Consider the following 17,056-nt stretch of genomic DNA (forward strand, 5'->3'; position numbering starts at 1 on the left):
ATGAGCGGCCTGTTGGATTTTCTGCAGGCGAAACGAAGCGCGGCCGCGCCCGTCATGCGGGTGCGTGTCGAAATCGCGAAGGGCTCGACGCCGCGCGAAACCGGTGTCTTCATGCTGGTAAGTGCGCAGGATTGCGCCGGAACGATCGGTGGCGGGCGGCTAGAATGGGAAGCGATCCGCATGGCCCGCGAAGCACTCGCGCGACATGCAGCGATGGACAATATCGCCATTCCGCTCGGACCCTCGATCGGCCAATGCTGCGGCGGCCATGTCACGCTGTCGCTGACGCCCGTCGATGCGGCGGTTACGGCACAGATCGAGGCCGCCGAGGCCGAAGCGCGCAAGGCGCAACCCTATGTGATCGTCTTCGGTGCAGGGCATGTCGGCCGCGCGCTCGTCGCGGCGCTCGGCCTTCTGCCGTTCCAGGTCCGCTGGGTCGACGAGCGCGAGGACGAATTCAAGATCGGCAAGCCGGCCAATCACGTCGAAGTGGTCGTCGCTGAGCAAGCCCTCGCGGAGGTCCGCCGCGCGCCGCCCGGCAGCGCCTTCGTCGTCCTGACCCACAGCCATAGTCTCGACGCGCTGATCGTCTCGGCGGTGCTGGACCGAGGCGATTTTGCCTATCTCGGTCTCATTGGCTCGAAGAGCAAGCGCAAGACCTTCGAACACGCCTTACGCGAATCCGGTTACACGCGCGCGCAGCTTGCGCGCCTGACCTGCCCCATCGGCGGCGCGCAGGTGCACGATAAGCGGCCCGAAATCATCGCCGCCATGACCGCGGCCGAGATCATCGAAGTGCTGAGCAAACAGCAGCAGGCGGCCGACGAACGTCAACACACGCAGCGCGCTCTGTGAGTATGCTTTGTCTGTATGATTGTGCGCGGCCCTTCTCCCGATGGGAGAAGGGCCGCGCACAATCATACAGACATTTTCTCGGACGGCGATGGGTCGAGCCCAAGATGACAATCGTTGGCCTCACGTGAGGCCGCGTCAGGCGCCACAAGTATGAGAGGACACGATCTCTTTTTGATCGTGCGGCCTTTGCCACGGCAGAGTTTGTACATTTCCCGGAACGTTCCTCGACCTCTCCCTGTCGGGGAATGACGCGGCCGGCTGTGAATCTCGCACGCGGCCGGCCGCACACTCTTTGGATTTTTTTGAAGATGCTTTGCGCGATTGGAGCGTGGGCGGCAGCAACGCAAAAGCCTAAACTTGCAGAAAGTTCAAGCACAGGAGGAAGAGATGGCAAGGATGCGGGCGATCGATGCCGCGGTCATTGTGATGGAAAAAGAGGGAGTGACCTGTGCGTTCGGCGTGCCGGGAGCGGCGATCAATCCGCTTTATTCGGCGATGCGGCCGCGCAATTCCATCCGCCATGTCCTCGCGCGGCATGTCGAGGGCGCGAGCCATATGGCAGAGGGCTATACCCGCGCCAAGGCGGGCAATATCGGCGTGTGCATCGGCACCTCCGGCCCGGCCGGCACCGATATGATCACTGGCCTCTACTCGGCCTTGGCCGATTCCATTCCCATCCTGTGCATCACCGGCCAAGCGCCGCGCGCCCGGCTCTACAAGGAAGATTTCCAGGCCGTCGATATCGAATCGATTTCGAAGCCCGTGACCAAATGGTCGGTCACCGTGCGCGAGCCCGGCCTTGTGCCGCGCGTGTTCCAGCAGGCCTTCCACATCATGCGCTCCGGCCGGCCCGGCCCAGTGCTGGTCGACCTGCCGTTCGACGTGCAGATGGGCGAGATCGAGTTCGATCCCGACACGTATGAGCCGCTGCCGGTGCACAAGCCCGCCGCCACCCGTGGCCAGATCGAAAAAGCCCTCGAAATGCTGAACGGTGCTGATCGGCCACTGATCATCGCCGGCGGTGGCATCATCAATGCCGATGCGTCAAAGCTGCTCGTGGAGTTCGCCGAAGTCACCGGCGTGCCAGTCATCCCGACCCTGATGGGCTGGGGCACGATCCCGGACGATCATCCGCTGATGGTCGGCATGGTCGGCCTGCAGACCAGCCACCGCTACGGCAATGCGACCTTCCTCGCCTCTGACTTCGCGCTCGGCATCGGCAACCGCTGGGCCAATCGCCACACCGGGTCAGTCGAGACCTACACTAAGGGCCGCACCTTTGTGCATGTCGATATCGAGCCGACCCAGATCGGCCGCGTGTTCAATCCCGACCTCGGCATTGCGTCGGACGCCGGCGCAGCCCTGAAGCTGTTCGTCGAAGTGGCCAAGGAATGGAAGGCGGACGGAAAACTCAAGGATCGAGGCGCCTGGGTCGAGGAATGCCGCGAACGCAAGCGCACGCTGCTCCGCCGCACCCATTTCGACAATATGCCGATCAAGCCGCAGCGCGCCTATGAGGAAATGAACAAGGCGTTCGGCAAGGACACCTGCTACGTCTCGACCATCGGCCTGTCGCAGATCGCCGCCGCGCAATTCCTGCACGTGTACAAGCCGCGCCATTGGATCAATTGCGGCCAGGCTGGCCCGTTGGGCTGGACCATGCCGGCCGCACTCGGCGTGCGCGTCGCCGATCCGGAGCGCGAGATCGTCGCGATCTCGGGCGATTACGACTTCCAGTTCATGATGGAGGAGCTTGCGGTCGGGGCGCAGTTCAACCTGCCCTACATCCACATCCTGGTGAACAATTCCTATCTCGGCCTGATCCGCCAGTCGCAGCGCGGGTTCCAGATGGACTATTGCGTGCAATTGTCCTTCGACAATGTGAACGCGCCCGAATTGCGGGGCTATGGCGTCGATCACGTCGCGGTGGTCCAGGGCCTCGGCTGCAAAGCGTTGCGCGTCACCGATCCGAACGAGATCCATGGCGCCATCCTAAAAGCGAAGAAGCTGATGGAGGAATTCCGCGTGCCGGTGGTGGTCGAGATCATCCTGGAGCGCGAGACCAACATCGCCATGGGCACCGAGCTCGACAACATCACCGAGTTCGAGGATCTGGCGCAATCGGCAGCGGATGCCCCGACCGCCATCGCCCTGCTCGATTAACGCTTAAGGACCCGACCATGACCAAATTCAGTGCCAACCTGAGCATGCTGTTTCTCGAAGTCCCGTTCCTCGAGCGGTTCGGCGCGGCGAAAAAGGCCGGCTTCCACGGTGTCGAATATGTCTCGCCGTACGAGTTCGGCGCGGAAGAGATTGCCAAGCTGCTGAGCGAGCATCAGCTCGAACAGGTTCTGTTCAACCTGCCCGCCGGCGATTGGGGCAAGGGCGAGCGCGGCATCGCCTGCCATCCTGACCGGGTGGAGGAATTCCGCGCCGGGGTCGACAAGGCGATCACTTATGCCAAGGCGCTTCAATGCCCCCAGGTCAATTGCCTCGCCGGCATCGTGCCGACCGACGTCAGCGCCGCGGACGCCCGCGCAACACTGGTCAGCAACTTGCGCTTTGCCGCCGAAAGGCTGCAGGCAGCCGGCATTCTCCTGCTGCTTGAGCCGATCAATCACTACGACATCCCCGGCTTCTGCGTCACCAAATCGGCGCAGGGCATCTCGATCATGGACGAGGTCGGCTCAGCGAACCTGAAGCTGCAATACGACATCTACCACATGCAGCGCATGGAGGGCGAACTGGCCAACACCGCGCAAAAGCTTCTGCCGCGCATCGCCCATATTCAGCTCGCCGACAATCCGGGCCGGAACGAGCCGGGCACCGGCGAGATCAATTATCCCTTCCTCTTCGCGCATCTCGCGCGCATCGGCTACGCAGGCTGGATCGGCTGCGAATACAAGCCAAAGGGCGGGACCAACGCGGGCCTCGGCTGGATGAAGGGCCTCAGCTAACCACCATCAGCGGAGATTAAGACATGAGCACGATCGGTTTCATTGGCCTTGGCATCATGGGCCGCCCCATGGCGGGGCATTTGCTCGCCGCCGGCAACAAGTTGGTGACCTTCTCGCGCGGCGCCAAGCCCGAGGAGCTTCTGGCCAAGGGCGCGCAATGGGTCGACTCGAACAGGCAAGTTGCCGAAAGCGCCGATATCATCTTCCTCATGGTGCCGGACACGGCCGATGTGGAGGCGGTGCTGTTCGGCGAGAATGGCGTCGCCGCCGGCCTGATCCCAGGCAAGATCGTCGTTGATATGAGCTCGATTTCGCCGGTCGCGACCAAGGAGATCGCTAAGAAGATCAATGATCTTGGCTGCGATTATCTCGATGCGCCGGTATCGGGCGGCGAGGTCGGCGCCAAGGCCGGCTCGCTCACCATCATGGTCGGCGGACCGCAAGCCGCCTTCGACAAGGTCAAGCCTTTGTTCGATCTGATGGGCAAGAACGTGACGCTGGTCGGCGGCAATGGCGATGGCCAGACGACCAAGGTCGCCAACCAGATCATCGTGGCCCTGACCATCGAAGCGGTGGCCGAAGCGCTGGTGTTCGCCTCCAAAGCCGGCGCAGATCCGGCGCAGGTGCGCCAGGCGCTGATGGGCGGCTTCGCCTCCTCGCGCATCCTTGAAGTGCATGGCGAGCGCATGATTAAACGCACTTTCGATCCGGGTTTCCGCATCGAACTGCACCAGAAGGACCTCAATCTGGCGCTCGCTAGCGCCCGCGCGATCGGCGTATCACTGCCGAACACCGCGACGGCGCAGGAATTGTTCAATGCCTGCGCGGCCAATGGCGGCGCGAAATGGGACCATTCTGGCATGGTGAAGGCCCTTGAACTGCTGGCCCAACACGAAGTAGCAAAGGCTTGAGGCAAAATTGCAGAATCCGGTCTCCCCGCGCGATCGCTTGGGAGACCGGATTCTGCGCATTAATGGGACTGGGAGAGGAAATGTGATTCAAGACCAGCGGCAATTTCTTCTCGATTTGTTTAAGTCGGCGGTCGATGCGGCGCGGCCAGAGCTCTGCGTGCCGCAGAACCTGCCCGCCGCGCCCAAAGGCCGGCTGATCGTCGTCGGCGCCGGCAAGGCGGCGGCCTCCATGGCTGCGGCGGTGGAAGCCCATTGGCCGGGGCCGCTCGAAGGCGTGGTGGTGACGCGCTACGGCCATCACGTGCCGACGACGCGCATCGAAGTGATCGAAGCCTCCCATCCCGTTCCCGACGCGGCCGGTGAAGCCGCCGCGCAGAAGATTCTGGACAAAGTTCAGGGCCTCACCGCCGACGATCTCGTCCTGTGCCTGATCTCCGGCGGCGGCTCCGCGCTGCTCTCTCTGCCAGCCCCTGGGCTCACGCTCGCCGACAAGCAGGCGATCAACAAGGCCCTGCTGCGCAGCGGCGCCAGCATCGCCGAGATGAATTGCGTGCGCAAACATCTCTCACGGATCAAAGGCGGCCGCCTAGCCGTGGAGGCGGCGCCGGCTCAGGTCGTGGCGCTGATTATCTCCGACGTCCCGGGCGACGATCTCTCAATCATCGCCTCCGGCCCGACCGTCGACGATATGACGACCTCGGCCGAAGCGCGCGCCATTCTGGAAAAATACAATATTCCTGTGTCCGACGCGGTTCTGGCGCATCTCAATGATCCACGCTCGGAAACGCCCAAACCCGGCGACCCGCGCCTCGCGCATGTCGTCAACAAGCTCATTGCGACGCCGCAAATGGCTTTGGAAGCCGCCGCCGATGTCGCGCGCAAGCACGGCGTAACGCCGCTCATTCTCGGCAATGCGATCGAGGGCGAGGCGCGCGAGGTCGCGATCGTACATGCCGGCATCGCGCGCCAATGTTTTGAGCATGACCAGCCGGCAGCGGCGCCCTGCGTGCTGATCTCGGGCGGCGAGACCACGGTCACCGTGCGCGGCAAAGGCCGCGGCGGCCGCAATGCCGAATTCCTGCTAGCGCTCGCAGTCGCGCTCAACGGCCATGCGGGCATCGCGGCGATCGCGGGCGACACCGACGGCATCGACGGCAGCGAGGATAACGCCGGCGCGATCATCGCCCCAGACACGATCGCGCGGGCGGCACAAGCCGGCCTCGATCTCAAGCAGGTGCTCGCCAACAACGACGCCTATTCGGCCTTCGCTACCCTCGGCGATCTCGTCATCACAGGCCCGACCCTCACCAACGTCAACGACTTCCGCGCCATCCTCATCCAACGCCAGTGAGGCATCGACCACGAAAGCTTGTCGGTTGAGCTTTGAAAAAGGGGTTCGGTGGCGTCATCATCGCACCGAACCCAAACATCTTTCGCAATCGATTAAGCGCTGACGGTCTGAGGCGCTTTCTGACTTTGCAGCCATTGTTCCGCGGCCGCACGGCCGCTTTCCTTCAGCGCCGTAATAAAGTTCCAATCGGTCGACAGCGGACTGGCTTCCGCAAGACCCTCATGACACTCCTCAGCCGCAAGCAGATGCAGCTTGATGTCGCTCAGCTCGCCATCCTTGCCTTGCGCCAACCAACGGGTTTTACGGCGCTTCGCCTGCAAGCTCTGCAGCGCGTCAAGATCCTCGAGCAAGCCGCTGCCGAATTGCAGCCGCAGCAATCGCGCTCCAATCTCCTCGGCGCTCACGGGAACCTTGGCGCCGCGCGTCGGCACGATTTGCACCACCAGGAAATCGCGCGCCTTCGACTGCGTGACGAGCGGAATCAGGGGCGGATTGGCCGCATAGCCGCCGTCCCAATAGGCCTCGTCGTCGATCACCACCGTATGATTGAGACGCGGCAGACAGGCTGAGGCCAAGACCACCTCGGCGCTTACCTCGTCGCGCGAAAAAATCCGCGCGCGGCTGTCGGACAGGCGGGTCGCCGCAATGAGCAATTGCGGGCCGTCGCTCTCGCGAATGGCCGCAAAATCGATCTCGTCGTTCAGAATCGTCCGCAGCGGATTGATGTCGAACATGTTCCACTGGCTGGCGGACAACAAACCGTAGGACGCGATCGGCAGCGTGGCCATGCCGGGCGCACCCGAGGCGCTGATCTTGCGCCAGACCTCGGCGAGCTTGGCGCGCGCGCCTTCGCGGCCGCCAAGGGCCAAGCCGGAAGCCAGTGCGACGGCATTCACCGTCCCCGCGCTAGCACAGGAAATGGCGTCGAACACCACGTCGTCCTCTTCCAGCAGTCGGTCGAGCACGCCCCAGGTGAAGGCGCCGAATGACCCACCACCTTGCAGGGCGAGGGACACACGAAAAGGCTTTTTCGAGGCACCCTGCCCCGACTGTGTGGAGCTTCGCCAAAACGGCATGGGTGCGGCATCTTTTCCAATGAATTTCAACATGCGTTTTCCAATCGATTTGAGCACACGGTCCGATATTGTGCGCCGCAACATGAATTCAACCCCAAATCTTGAGAGTTTCCATTAACCTGTTGTAATGATTATTTTTTAGATACGATAAGGCCTCAGTCGGAGCCCCATTCGAAGCCATCCAACGCGCGAAGCGCGGCCCAGGGCCGCCCGGTGCTACGATTACAATCGCCCGCTTTTTTCCGTCAGGTCCCTATTGCTGCGCGAGTTTAAGGATCAATTAGGCATTTCTTTGGCTGGCAATTCGCGCCGCCAATCCGTCGGGCTGCCTCCGCGGCGATCATCATGGCTCGGCGAACGAAGCCTCAATGCCGGCAAAGCCGTTTCCTCACGCTGCGCTTCTATTCTAGAATGAATCTGGTTCCGGCAGGCCGACCTCGAGCCATCGGAGAAGGCGCGTTCTTCATGCCCGAAGACACCTTTGACACGAATGCGTGGCTGCACCGCATCGGGTACGCGGGATCACGCGCGCCAACCCTGGAGACATTGCGGGCACTCGTCGCGAAGCACGCGACGGCAATTTCATACGAGAGCATCGATGTGCTGCTGGATAGACCGCCCAAGCTCGCATTGGGGCCGCTGCAGCAGAAGCTGATCCTAGGCGGTCGCGGCGGCTATTGCTTCGAACAGAACTTCCTATTCCGCGGAGGCTTGAGAGCTCTTGGGTTCAATGTCACGAGCCTCCAGGCCCGCGTTGTGCGCGGCCTGCCTATCGATGCGCCTCGCCCGGCATTGCACATGGTGCTTCGAGTTGACCTGCCTGAAGGCCCCTTCCTTGCGGATGTCGGTTTCGGCAATTTGGCGCCGACAGCTCCCTTGGCGCTTTGCGCAGATGTCGAACAGGAGACACCGCATGAACCCATGCGCTTCATTCAAATGGGTGAAGAACTGACGTTGCAGTCCAAGCTTGGAGAGAAGTGGGAACACATCTACCGCGTCGTATCACTCCCGCGCGTCGACGGCGAATATGAGATCTGCAATTGGTTCACCGCCAGTCATCCGGATAGCCCCTATCGCAACAACCTGATCGCGGCGCGGCCAGGCCCCGATGGTACCCGAATAACACTGTTCAACGCGAGATTGAACGTTCGACATACGACCGGAGAAGTCGAACGACGCATCCTCGATGGCATAGACGAGTATCGCGATGTCCTGTCCGAAACGTTCAAGATCTCTCTGCCAGAGAAAGATCTCGCATCAGCCTTGGAAATCATCGAGCACCGCGGAACTCGCGGACCACCGCATCCCTTTTTCGCGTAGCGGCTGTCGCGTTTATGTGAACGCTTCAAGGCTCGGATGTGCAAGCGCCGTCATGATGCCGCGCAATTCGGCGAGGCCCTTCAACCGGCCGATCGCAGGATAACCCGGCTGGCCGCTGCGCTTGAGATCGTCCAGAATATCCTGACCATGGTCCGGACGCATCGGGATCGACCAATCCTTGCGGCCCGCATGCTTGCGCCGCCGCTCTTCCCGCAAAACAGCCGCGATGACAGCGACCATATCCGTATCGCCGCCAAGATGCTCGGCTTCATGGAACGAACCGCGCATGTCGGCGGACTCGCGTTTCACGTTGCGCAAGTGAAGGAAATGCACACGGTCTCCGAGCCGTTCCATCATGCCGGGCAAATCATTGTCGGGCCGAGCGCCCAGCGATCCGGTGCACAAGGTAATGCCGTTCGCCGGAGAATCGACCGCCTCCATCACCGCGCGATAATCGACTTCGGTCGACATGATCCGCGGCAATCCGAGCAGCGCGAACGGCGGGTCGTCGGGATGGCAGCACAGCCGCAGCCCAAGGCGCTCTGCAACGGGCGCGACCTCACTCAGGAAATCGATGAGATGCGCCCGCAGCCGCTCGGCGGGCAGGTCGCGATAGTCTTCGAGATGCGCGCGCACATCGGCCAAGGTGAAGCTTTCGGCCGCGCCGGGCAACCCGAACACGACATTGCGCGCCAGCGTCCGGCGCTGGTCCTCGCTCATCGCCGCATGGCGTTGCCGAGCGGTTTCGACGACCCAGTCGGGATAATCCCTCGCGGCTTCCTTACGCTCCAGGACGAACAGGTCGAAGGCCGCGAAATCCGGAAAATCGAACCGCATGCAGGTCGCCCCATTGCGCAAGCGCCAGTTCAAATGCGTCCGCGTCCAGTCGAGCACCGGCATGAAATTGTAGCAGATGACCTCGATCCCGGCGTCGGCGAGATGCTTGAGGCTGACTTTGTAATTCGCAATATGCTGCTTCCAGTCGCCGCGTTGTTTCTTGATGTCTTCCGAAACGGGCAAGCTCTCGACCACGTCCCAACGCAAGCCGGATGGCTTGCCGTCGCTCATGCGGCCGATTTCGTCCTGGCGCTTGGCGATCTCTTCGGGCGACCAAACCGCCCCCGTCGCCACGTGATGCAAGGCGCTCACGACCCCTTCAACGCCTGCTTGCAGCATGTCGTCGACACTCACGAGATCTCGCGGGCCAAACCAACGCCAAGTTTGCTTCATGATGCCTATCCTCCCATCACCGCGGCGCCACACGGCGCATTCCGTGCCAGAACTAGCACCAGCTTTGTGGCCTGACAAGTATGGTAGTTGACTAGCATGCTTGTGCGTGATAATCGGCCAAGCCGAGAGGGTTTGACCATGTCTGCCATCCTGAACCTGGAACCGATGGAACGCCAAGAGGCTGAGCCCGCCCCCCTTTGGCCGCTGGATCCTATCGCGCCGGTCGGCCCACAAATTCATGCGCTCTTGCGCCAGCAGATCATCCGCAGCGAATTGTTGCCCGGCACGGCGCTCTCTGAAGCGGAAATCGCCCGGCGCTGCAGCACCAGTCGGCAGCCCGTGCGCGAAGCCTTCATCAAATTGGCGGAAGAAGGCCTGCTCGAGGTCAGGCCGCAGCGCGGCACGTTCGTCCGCAAAATCAACAAGGCTGCCGTGCTCGACGCCCGCTTCGTGCGCGAGGCGATCGAGGCAGAAATCGTGCGCGAGCTTGCAGGCAAGAGCAATAAGGATTTGATCGTGCGATTGCGGCGGCAGCTTGCCGAACAGGCCGCGACGCCGAACGATCGTCCCGACGATTTCATGCGGCTCGACGAGGAGTTTCACCGGACATTGGCGGATGCGGCAGGCCGGCTTTATGGCTGGAAGGTCATCGAGGACGTCAAGATTCATATGGACCGTGTCCGCCACCTGTCGTTGCGAACCTTTCCGCAGGACAAGCTCGTGCAGCAGCATACGGCCATCGTCGATGCGGTCGAACGCGCGTCGCCTCAGGAGGCGGAAGCGGCCATGCGTCGGCATCTGCGGGCGATTTTGGATGACCTGCCGCCAATCGCGGCGCAATATCCGAGCTACTTCACTTCGCCGGGCTGAACCGCCGACGATCTGGGACAACCGTAATCAAACGCAAAACAAGGGAGAGATGATGAAGACCCGGGCCTGTGTCCTTCATGCAATGGGCGATGTGCGGATCGAAGAGCGCGAATTGGGCGCGGTCGGCCCCGACCAAGTGCTCGTCCGTGTTGGTGCAGGCGGAATTTGCGGGTCGGACATCCATTATTTTTGGGACGGCGGCATCGGCGCCATTCGTGTCAGCGAGCCGATCATCCTTGGCCATGAGGTCGCGGGGACGGTCGAGACGACCGGCGCGAAGGTCACCAAGGTGAAGCGCGGCGACAAAGTTGCTCTGTGCCCGAGCCATCCGTGCGGCCAGTGCCAGTTTTGTCAAAGCGGCCAGCAGCAGCACTGTCTCAACATGCAGTTCCTTGGCAGCGCGATGCGCAAGCCGCATTGCGATGGCGGTTTTCGCGATCTTATCATCGTTGGCGAGATGCAATGCGAACCCGTTGGCGATGTCGGACTGGATGAAGCGGCTTGCGCGGAACCCCTCGCGGTCGGCCTGCATGCGATCAACAACGCCGGCAATCTGCTTGGCAAACGCGTCCTCGTCACGGGCGCAGGCCCAATCGGCGCGCTGCTGATCGGCGCGGCAAAGCTCGCGGGCGCTCAGGAAATCGTCGCGGTCGATCTTGCCGACGCAGCCCTCACTGCAGCACTCAAAATGGGGGCGACCTCGAGCGTGAACGCCCAGCGTGAGCCCGACCGACTCAAGACCAGCTATAGCACCGACAAAGGATATTTTGACGTCGGCTTCGAATGTTCCGGCTCCGGCGTCGCGCTTGGCGACATGTTTCCGTTGATCCGTCCGCGCGGCACCATCGTCGCCGTCGGGGTCAGCAGCGGCGCCCATATCCCCTTCAACGCGCTCGTCGGCAAAGAAATCAAGCTCGTCGGCACCCATCGTTTCCACGAAGAATATCCGATCGCTGCCCGGATGATCGCGCAAAGGCGTCTCGATGCGCGTCCCATCATCACGGCCACGCTGCCGATGGAACGCATCCGCGAGGCTTTCGATCTCGTCCGCGACCGATCGTCACAAATGAAGGTGCAATTAAGTTTCGCGCCTTAGTACCAACGGTCACGACCAGTGGCCGTTGGTACCTTTCTTCATTTTTCGCCTTTTCAAGGCGAGTGCGAAAAATGAAGAGCAGTCCAAAGGTCGCTTCCGCAACCTTTGGTATAAGGGCGCATCCTGTTCCAATAAATCCGCAATACGAAACAAGCAGATATCAGGGAGGAATTATGGATCAGATCAGCACAATGAGTCCGGACGCAATCCGCCGATTGTCGGACCAGGCCACTAAAGTCCTGTTGAACAAGCCCAATACGGCATCCAGCACGCAAGGTGGCTGGATGATGATCGCGACGATCCTGATCGAAGCCTGGGATCTTTACGCGATCGCGTTCGTCCTCATCTTCGTCAAGACGGACTTCAATCCCACGGCGTTTGAGCTTGGCCTCGCAACCGCCGCGGTCCAAGGCGGCGCGCTCGTCGGCGCGCAACTCGGCGGCATACTCGCGGACCGGTTCGGTCGCAAAGCCATATTCGTCACCACCATGATCCTGTTCATCATCCTTGCACTCGCACAGGCCTTTGCCCGCGACATCTGGGACCTGATCATTTTGCGGTTTTTGATCGGCATTCCGCTCGGCAGCGACATCTCCAACGGCTACGCCTACATCATGGAGTCGATGTCGAAGGGCAAGCGCGAGGAAATGGGCAGCCGCTGGCAATTCATGTTCGGCGTTGGCGAAGTCCTCTCCATTATCGTTATCACCATCATGTATGTCGCCGGCATGGACCATTCACTGCTGTGGCGCGTCGCCCTGGCGCTCGGCGCCCTGCCTGCCGTCATCCTTTTGGTCGGCCGGCTCAATTTGCCTGAAACGCCGCTGTCCCTGCTGCAACGCGGCCAGTTCGTGAAGGCAAAACAAGTGTCCAAGCAATTGTTCAACGACTCGCTCGACATGCTGCCGAACCAGAATGTGCGGTTGCCAAAAGCCAAGCTGAGTGACTTCCTCAGCGTGATTTGGGCGGACCCGATCAAACGCCGGGCAACGATATTTTCCTGGATCTCCAATGCCTGTCAGGGTGCTGAATTCGCGGCCTGGGGCTTCTACCTTCCCGTCGTCCTGGTGTTGAGCGGCGTCGGCGTATCGAACAACGGCAACATCACCGGCACCAATCTCGTGACCGCCCTCGTCTTCTGCCTGGCGACGGTTTCCGGCTATGTCGCACCGCTGATGCTCTCGAAGATCGGACATCGCGGCGTTTCCATGTGGGGCTACGGCCTCGCCTTCGCCGGCCTTATCATGGGCGCCATCGGCATGTATTATGACTGGAAATTCGTCATCGTCATCGGTGCCTGCGTCCTCATGTGGGGCCATTACTGGGATGCCTCGAACGGCATGACCATCACCTCGATGGTGGCCCCTGCCCGCTTCCGCGGAACGGCTTCCGGATTCGGCTATCTGTTCGTCAAGGGCGCGGCTTTCTTCGGTGCGTTCGTCTTTCCGATCCTCAGCCAAAATCTCGGCAATGTCGGAGCCACATTAGCCGTGTCGCTCTTGTCGCTGACAGGTTTCCTCGCGGCCAAATTCATCCTGCCGGAAGTCTATGGCTATGTCGACACCGAGGACGTGACCTAAGCAAACAAGAAACGCAACGTCGCGAAACGAAGCGGGTGCGATGCACCCGCTTCGCCGCACACATCGAACATGCTTCTCCTTTGAGGAATCGCCCGATCATGAAGATTCGCGCCATTGAAACCGTCCGCGTCGAAGAACGGCCCAACCTGCTTTGGGTCGAAGTTCACACCGACGAAGGCATTACCGGACTGGGTGAGACTTTTTATCTATCGCGCACGGTCGAAGAATATCTGCACGAATATGTCGCACCTCGTGTGATCGGGCGCGATCCCCTGGAGATCGACCTGCTGTCCGCCGATCTTATCGGCTATTTGGGCTTCCGCTCTAGCGGGGCCGAAACGCGCGGCAATTCCGCGTTCGATATCGCGTTGTGGGACATTTTCGGCAAGGCGACGGGACTGCCGATCGCGCAATTGCTCGGCGGCTTTTCGCGTAAATCGATCCGCACCTACAACACCTGCGCCGGCACCGAATATATCAAGGATGACACGGGACAAACGACGTCGAACTATGGGCTGGGAACGAAAAGCAATTTCGACGACCTCAACGGCTTCCTCCACCGCGCCGACGAATTGGCGCAGGAGCTTTTGGCCGAAGGCATTACGGCGATGAAGATCTGGCCCTTCGACCATGCGGCCGAAAAAACGCGCGGCCTCGATATTTCGGCGGCGGACCTCAAAGCGGCGCTGTCACCTTTCGAAAAGATCCGCAAGGCGGTTGGCGACAAGATGGACATCATGGTCGAGTTTCACTCGATGTGGCAATTGCTGCCCGCAATCAAGATCGCCAAAGCGCTCACGCCCTATGCGACGTATTGGCATGAAGATCCGATTCGCATGGACAGCCTTGCCGATCTGAAGCGCTATCAAGCCGCGAGCCCCGCCCCCATTTCCGCCTCCGAGACCCTGGCGAGCCGCGCGGCGTTTCGCGAGCTTTTGGAGACCGGTGCGGCCGGAATCGTCATGCTAGACATATCCTGGTGCGGCGGTCTCTCGGAGGCCCGCAAGATCGCCGCCATGGCCGAAGCATGGAAATTGCCCGTCGCGCCGCACGATTGCACGGGACCGGTGGTTCTCGCCGCATCGACCCATCTCTCGCTCAATGCGCCCAACGCAGTCGTGCAGGAAAGCGTGCGCGCCTTCTACCGCACCTGGTACCGCGACCTTGTGACCGCATTGCCGGAGGTCAAGGACGGCATGATCACGGTCCCGCCCGGCCCGGGTCTGGGGTTGTCGTTGCATCCCGACCTCAATCGGGCGTACACCGTGCACCGCCGCGTGTCGGACGCCAAAAGCCTTTGAGCCAAGCCTGTTTGGCTAGGCGTAGTTTGGCTTTGTTTCAGTCTCATTGTCAGGTGAAATGAGACTTACAATCATCGCGCCCAATCAGAATGATTGCTTGAAGGAGTTGGGACTTGGGGCCGCTTGCGGGACTGAAGGTGGTCGAGTTTGCCGGCCTTGGCCCGGTGCCGTTCTGCGGCATGCTCCTTGGCGATCTCGGCGCCGACGTCCTTCGTATCGACAAGCCGGAAGCCGGCGACCGCAACGTCGAAATTCCGACCAAGTTCGACTTGCACAACCGCAGCAAGCGGTCCGTTGCCGTCGATATCAAAACGCCGGCCGGCCTTGCCCTCGTCATGGAACTGATCGACCGAGCCGACATCCTCATCGAGGGCTTTCGGCCGGGCGTCGCGGAGCGGCTCGGATTTGGGCCCGAAACATGCCTGGAACGAAACCCGCTCCTGATCTATGGCCGCGCGACGGGCTGGGGCCAGGATGGCCCTCTTGCCCAATCGGTTGGGCACGACATCAACTACATTGCGTTGACGGGAGCGCTTGATCTCATTGGATCGAGCGACGGGCCGCCAATTCCGCCGCTTAATCTGCTTGGTGACTATGGCGGTGGCGCATTGTATCTGGCGTTCGGCCTGATGTGCGCGGTCTTTGAAGCGCGGCAATCTGGCCGCGGCCAGGTGATCGATGCGGCTATGATCGATGGCGTCACCAGCCTCCTCACCGTCTTTCATGCGTTCCGCCAGGCGGGCGCTCTCGCGCCGCAGCGTGGCGCAAATCTTCTCGATGGCGGCGCTCCGTTCTATACGTGTTATCGAACCAAAGACGACCGCTATGTCGCCATCGGCGCGATCGAGGATCGATTCTATCTCGAATTGCTCCGCCTCGTCGGCCTCGATAAGGTCGATCTTCCCGACCGCAACGACCACCGCAATTGGCCGGACCTTCGGCGGCGTTTTGCGGAAATATTCGAAACGCGAACGCGCGGAGAATGGACGGCGCTGTTCGAGGGGCGCGACGCCTGCCTTTCTCCTGTCCTGTCGCTCGATGAAGCGACACAGCATCCGCACAATCGCGCAAGATCCATGTTCGAGACCGTTGACAGCCTCAGCCACTCGCGGCCAGTACCCCGTTTCTCGCGCACACCCGGCAAGATTCAGCGGTCCGCACCAAGGCGCGGCGAACATACACACGAAGCGCTGAAGGATTGGGCCGTGAGCGAAGCTGCCATCGAGAACGCCCTTCGCTCCGGCGCGCTCCTCGCCGGCATCGAGCACTCTCGAGAGTCCGCTTCAGAAAAATCAGAATGAATCCAGCAGCGCGACGTCGCTTCGTCACGAAGGGATCCTCTTTTCTGCCCGGCCGCCTACGGCCCTTTGGTGTGCGTCGGCGCATCGATTTGCACCGTCGCCGTCATGCCGGCGGCGAGAATCACGTCTTGTGGCACCTGATCGATATGGATGCGAACCGGAATGCGCTGTGCCAGCCGCACCCAAGTGAAAATCGGATTGACCGTCGCGACGCCTTGCCCATTCGGTTGCGCGTTCGCGACACTGATCGCGCGCGCGATACTGTCGACGTGACCATGGACGATGTCGCTGTACCCCATCAATTTCACCTCGGCCGGGTCGCCCACGCGAATATCCGTGAGATTGGTTTCCTCGAAATACGCATCGACCCAGAAGGAATCGGCGTCGACGATCGAAATGATGCTCTTCTCCGCGGAGGCATAGGCGCCCGACCGCACGATGAGATTGGTCACCCAGCCATTCGCCGGTGAGCGAATTTCCGTGCGCTCCAGATTGACCTTGGCACGATCGAGCTGTGCCTGCGCCTGGCCGACGCTCGCTTCCGCGCCGCTGCGCTGTGCATTGAGCGAGTCGATGCGGCGTTGCGCCTGTTTCAGCGCCGCATCAGCGCTCGCAAGCGCAGCCTCCTGTTGCCGCAATTGGGACTCCGTCTGTTGCACGCTCTGAATCGTTCCGGCGTTGCTTTGCATCAAATCCTGCGAACGCGTCGCCTGCTGCTTCGCGAAGGTCAATGCCGCCTGCGCCTGGTCGACTTGCGCCTGGCTCGCCGCGATTTGCGCCCGTTGGATTTCCATCTCCGCGTCGACATTCTGCGCATTCGCCTGCGCCTGGCGCAATGCGGCTTCCGCCTGTTCGGACGTGATCTTGTAATTGGTCGGATCGATCTGCAGCAGCAAATCGCCCTTGTGCACAAATTGGTTGTCGGCCACCGGCAAAGTGACGACGTTCCCCCCTACCTCCGGCGCAACGGTCACGATATAGGCGCGGACCGTTCCGTCCCGCGTCCAGGGCGCATCCATGTAGGCGGACCACATGGCCCGCACGAGGACTGCGGCAAGCGCAACGACGGCAAGCGTGAGCAGCACCGAAAAAGTCCGCCGCATCGGATTGCGCGGCGCCGTACCGACCACGAGATCGGGCGACCAGGGCGCTTCTTGCTTGCGTTCGGTGGGTTGAACTTTCGGATTGGTTTCGGTTTGGGACATGGC

Annotated in this window: 14 protein-coding genes; 11 read left to right on the forward strand and 3 right to left on the reverse strand. The window is 61.4% G+C overall.

The window, feature by feature from the left end:
• The 5 genes from xdhC to V9T28_RS12055 all read left to right on the forward strand — a co-directional run bounded on the left by xdhC (nt 1) and on the right by V9T28_RS12055 (nt 6,074).
• Complete coding sequence (gene xdhC / locus V9T28_RS12035; protein ID WP_245423885.1) at nt 1-855, forward strand: xanthine dehydrogenase accessory protein XdhC; 855 nt, start codon at nt 1-3, stop codon at nt 853-855.
• Nucleotides 856-1,242: 387 nt separating this feature from the next.
• The gene (gene gcl, locus V9T28_RS12040; protein WP_116399185.1) at nt 1,243-3,018 is read left to right on the forward strand and encodes a glyoxylate carboligase; all 1,776 of its coding nucleotides are present in this window, start codon (nt 1,243-1,245) and stop codon (nt 3,016-3,018) included.
• Nucleotides 3,019-3,035: 17 nt separating this feature from the next.
• On the forward strand, nt 3,036-3,812 hold the full coding sequence (hyi, locus tag V9T28_RS12045) for a hydroxypyruvate isomerase (protein ID WP_116399186.1): 777 nt from the start codon (nt 3,036-3,038) through the stop codon (nt 3,810-3,812).
• Between the two features lie 23 nt (nt 3,813-3,835).
• The gene (gene glxR, locus V9T28_RS12050) at nt 3,836-4,723 is read left to right on the forward strand and encodes a 2-hydroxy-3-oxopropionate reductase (protein ID WP_116399187.1); all 888 of its coding nucleotides are present in this window, start codon (nt 3,836-3,838) and stop codon (nt 4,721-4,723) included.
• An 82-nt stretch (nt 4,724-4,805) separates the two neighbouring features.
• Nucleotides 4,806-6,074, forward strand: coding sequence for a glycerate kinase type-2 family protein (locus V9T28_RS12055; protein WP_116399188.1), 1,269 nt, complete (start codon nt 4,806-4,808; stop codon nt 6,072-6,074).
• A gap of 92 nt (nt 6,075-6,166) precedes the next feature.
• On the opposite strand, the gene V9T28_RS12060 is transcribed toward V9T28_RS12055, so the two are convergent.
• Nucleotides 6,167-7,090 (reverse strand): patatin-like phospholipase family protein, encoded by a 924-nt coding sequence (locus V9T28_RS12060; protein ID WP_158554704.1) that lies wholly within the window; start codon nt 7,088-7,090, stop codon nt 6,167-6,169.
• Nucleotides 7,091-7,615: 525 nt separating this feature from the next.
• On the opposite strand from V9T28_RS12060, the gene V9T28_RS12065 reads away from it, so the two are divergent.
• Entirely contained in the window at nt 7,616-8,470 is an 855-nt protein-coding gene (locus V9T28_RS12065; RefSeq protein WP_158554705.1) for an arylamine N-acetyltransferase family protein, read from the forward strand.
• 12 nt (nt 8,471-8,482) lie between these two features.
• On the opposite strand, the gene uxuA is transcribed toward V9T28_RS12065, so the two are convergent.
• Nucleotides 8,483-9,700: a mannonate dehydratase gene (uxuA, locus tag V9T28_RS12070; protein WP_116399191.1), complete on the reverse strand. Its 1,218-nt coding sequence runs from the start codon at nt 9,698-9,700 to the stop codon at nt 8,483-8,485.
• Nucleotides 9,701-9,865: 165 nt separating this feature from the next.
• Here uxuA and V9T28_RS12075 point away from each other — a divergent pair, with 165 nt between their 5' ends.
• From V9T28_RS12075 to V9T28_RS12095, 5 genes are all read left to right on the forward strand, one after another.
• Nucleotides 9,866-10,570, forward strand: a complete 705-nt coding sequence (locus V9T28_RS12075; RefSeq protein ID WP_116399832.1) for a GntR family transcriptional regulator — start codon at nt 9,866-9,868, stop codon at nt 10,568-10,570.
• Between the two features lie 52 nt (nt 10,571-10,622).
• Nucleotides 10,623-11,666, forward strand: a complete 1,044-nt coding sequence (locus V9T28_RS12080; RefSeq protein ID WP_116399192.1) for an L-idonate 5-dehydrogenase — start codon at nt 10,623-10,625, stop codon at nt 11,664-11,666.
• Nucleotides 11,667-11,839: 173 nt separating this feature from the next.
• Nucleotides 11,840-13,246, forward strand: coding sequence for an MFS transporter (locus tag V9T28_RS12085; protein WP_116399193.1), 1,407 nt, complete (start codon nt 11,840-11,842; stop codon nt 13,244-13,246).
• Nucleotides 13,247-13,344: 98 nt separating this feature from the next.
• Entirely contained in the window at nt 13,345-14,547 is a 1,203-nt protein-coding gene (locus V9T28_RS12090) for a mandelate racemase/muconate lactonizing enzyme family protein (RefSeq protein WP_116399194.1), read from the forward strand.
• Nucleotides 14,548-14,660: 113 nt separating this feature from the next.
• Nucleotides 14,661-15,848, forward strand: coding sequence for a CaiB/BaiF CoA transferase family protein (locus V9T28_RS12095; protein WP_116399195.1), 1,188 nt, complete (start codon nt 14,661-14,663; stop codon nt 15,846-15,848).
• A gap of 56 nt (nt 15,849-15,904) precedes the next feature.
• Here V9T28_RS12095 and V9T28_RS12100 read toward each other — a convergent pair whose 3' ends face one another.
• Nucleotides 15,905-17,053 (reverse strand): HlyD family secretion protein, encoded by a 1,149-nt coding sequence (locus tag V9T28_RS12100; RefSeq protein WP_116399196.1) that lies wholly within the window; start codon nt 17,051-17,053, stop codon nt 15,905-15,907.
• Nucleotides 17,054-17,056 lie beyond the last annotated feature (3 nt).

Source organism: Methylovirgula sp. 4M-Z18 (assembly GCF_037890675.1).
Lineage (GTDB): Bacteria > Pseudomonadota > Alphaproteobacteria > Rhizobiales > Beijerinckiaceae > 4M-Z18.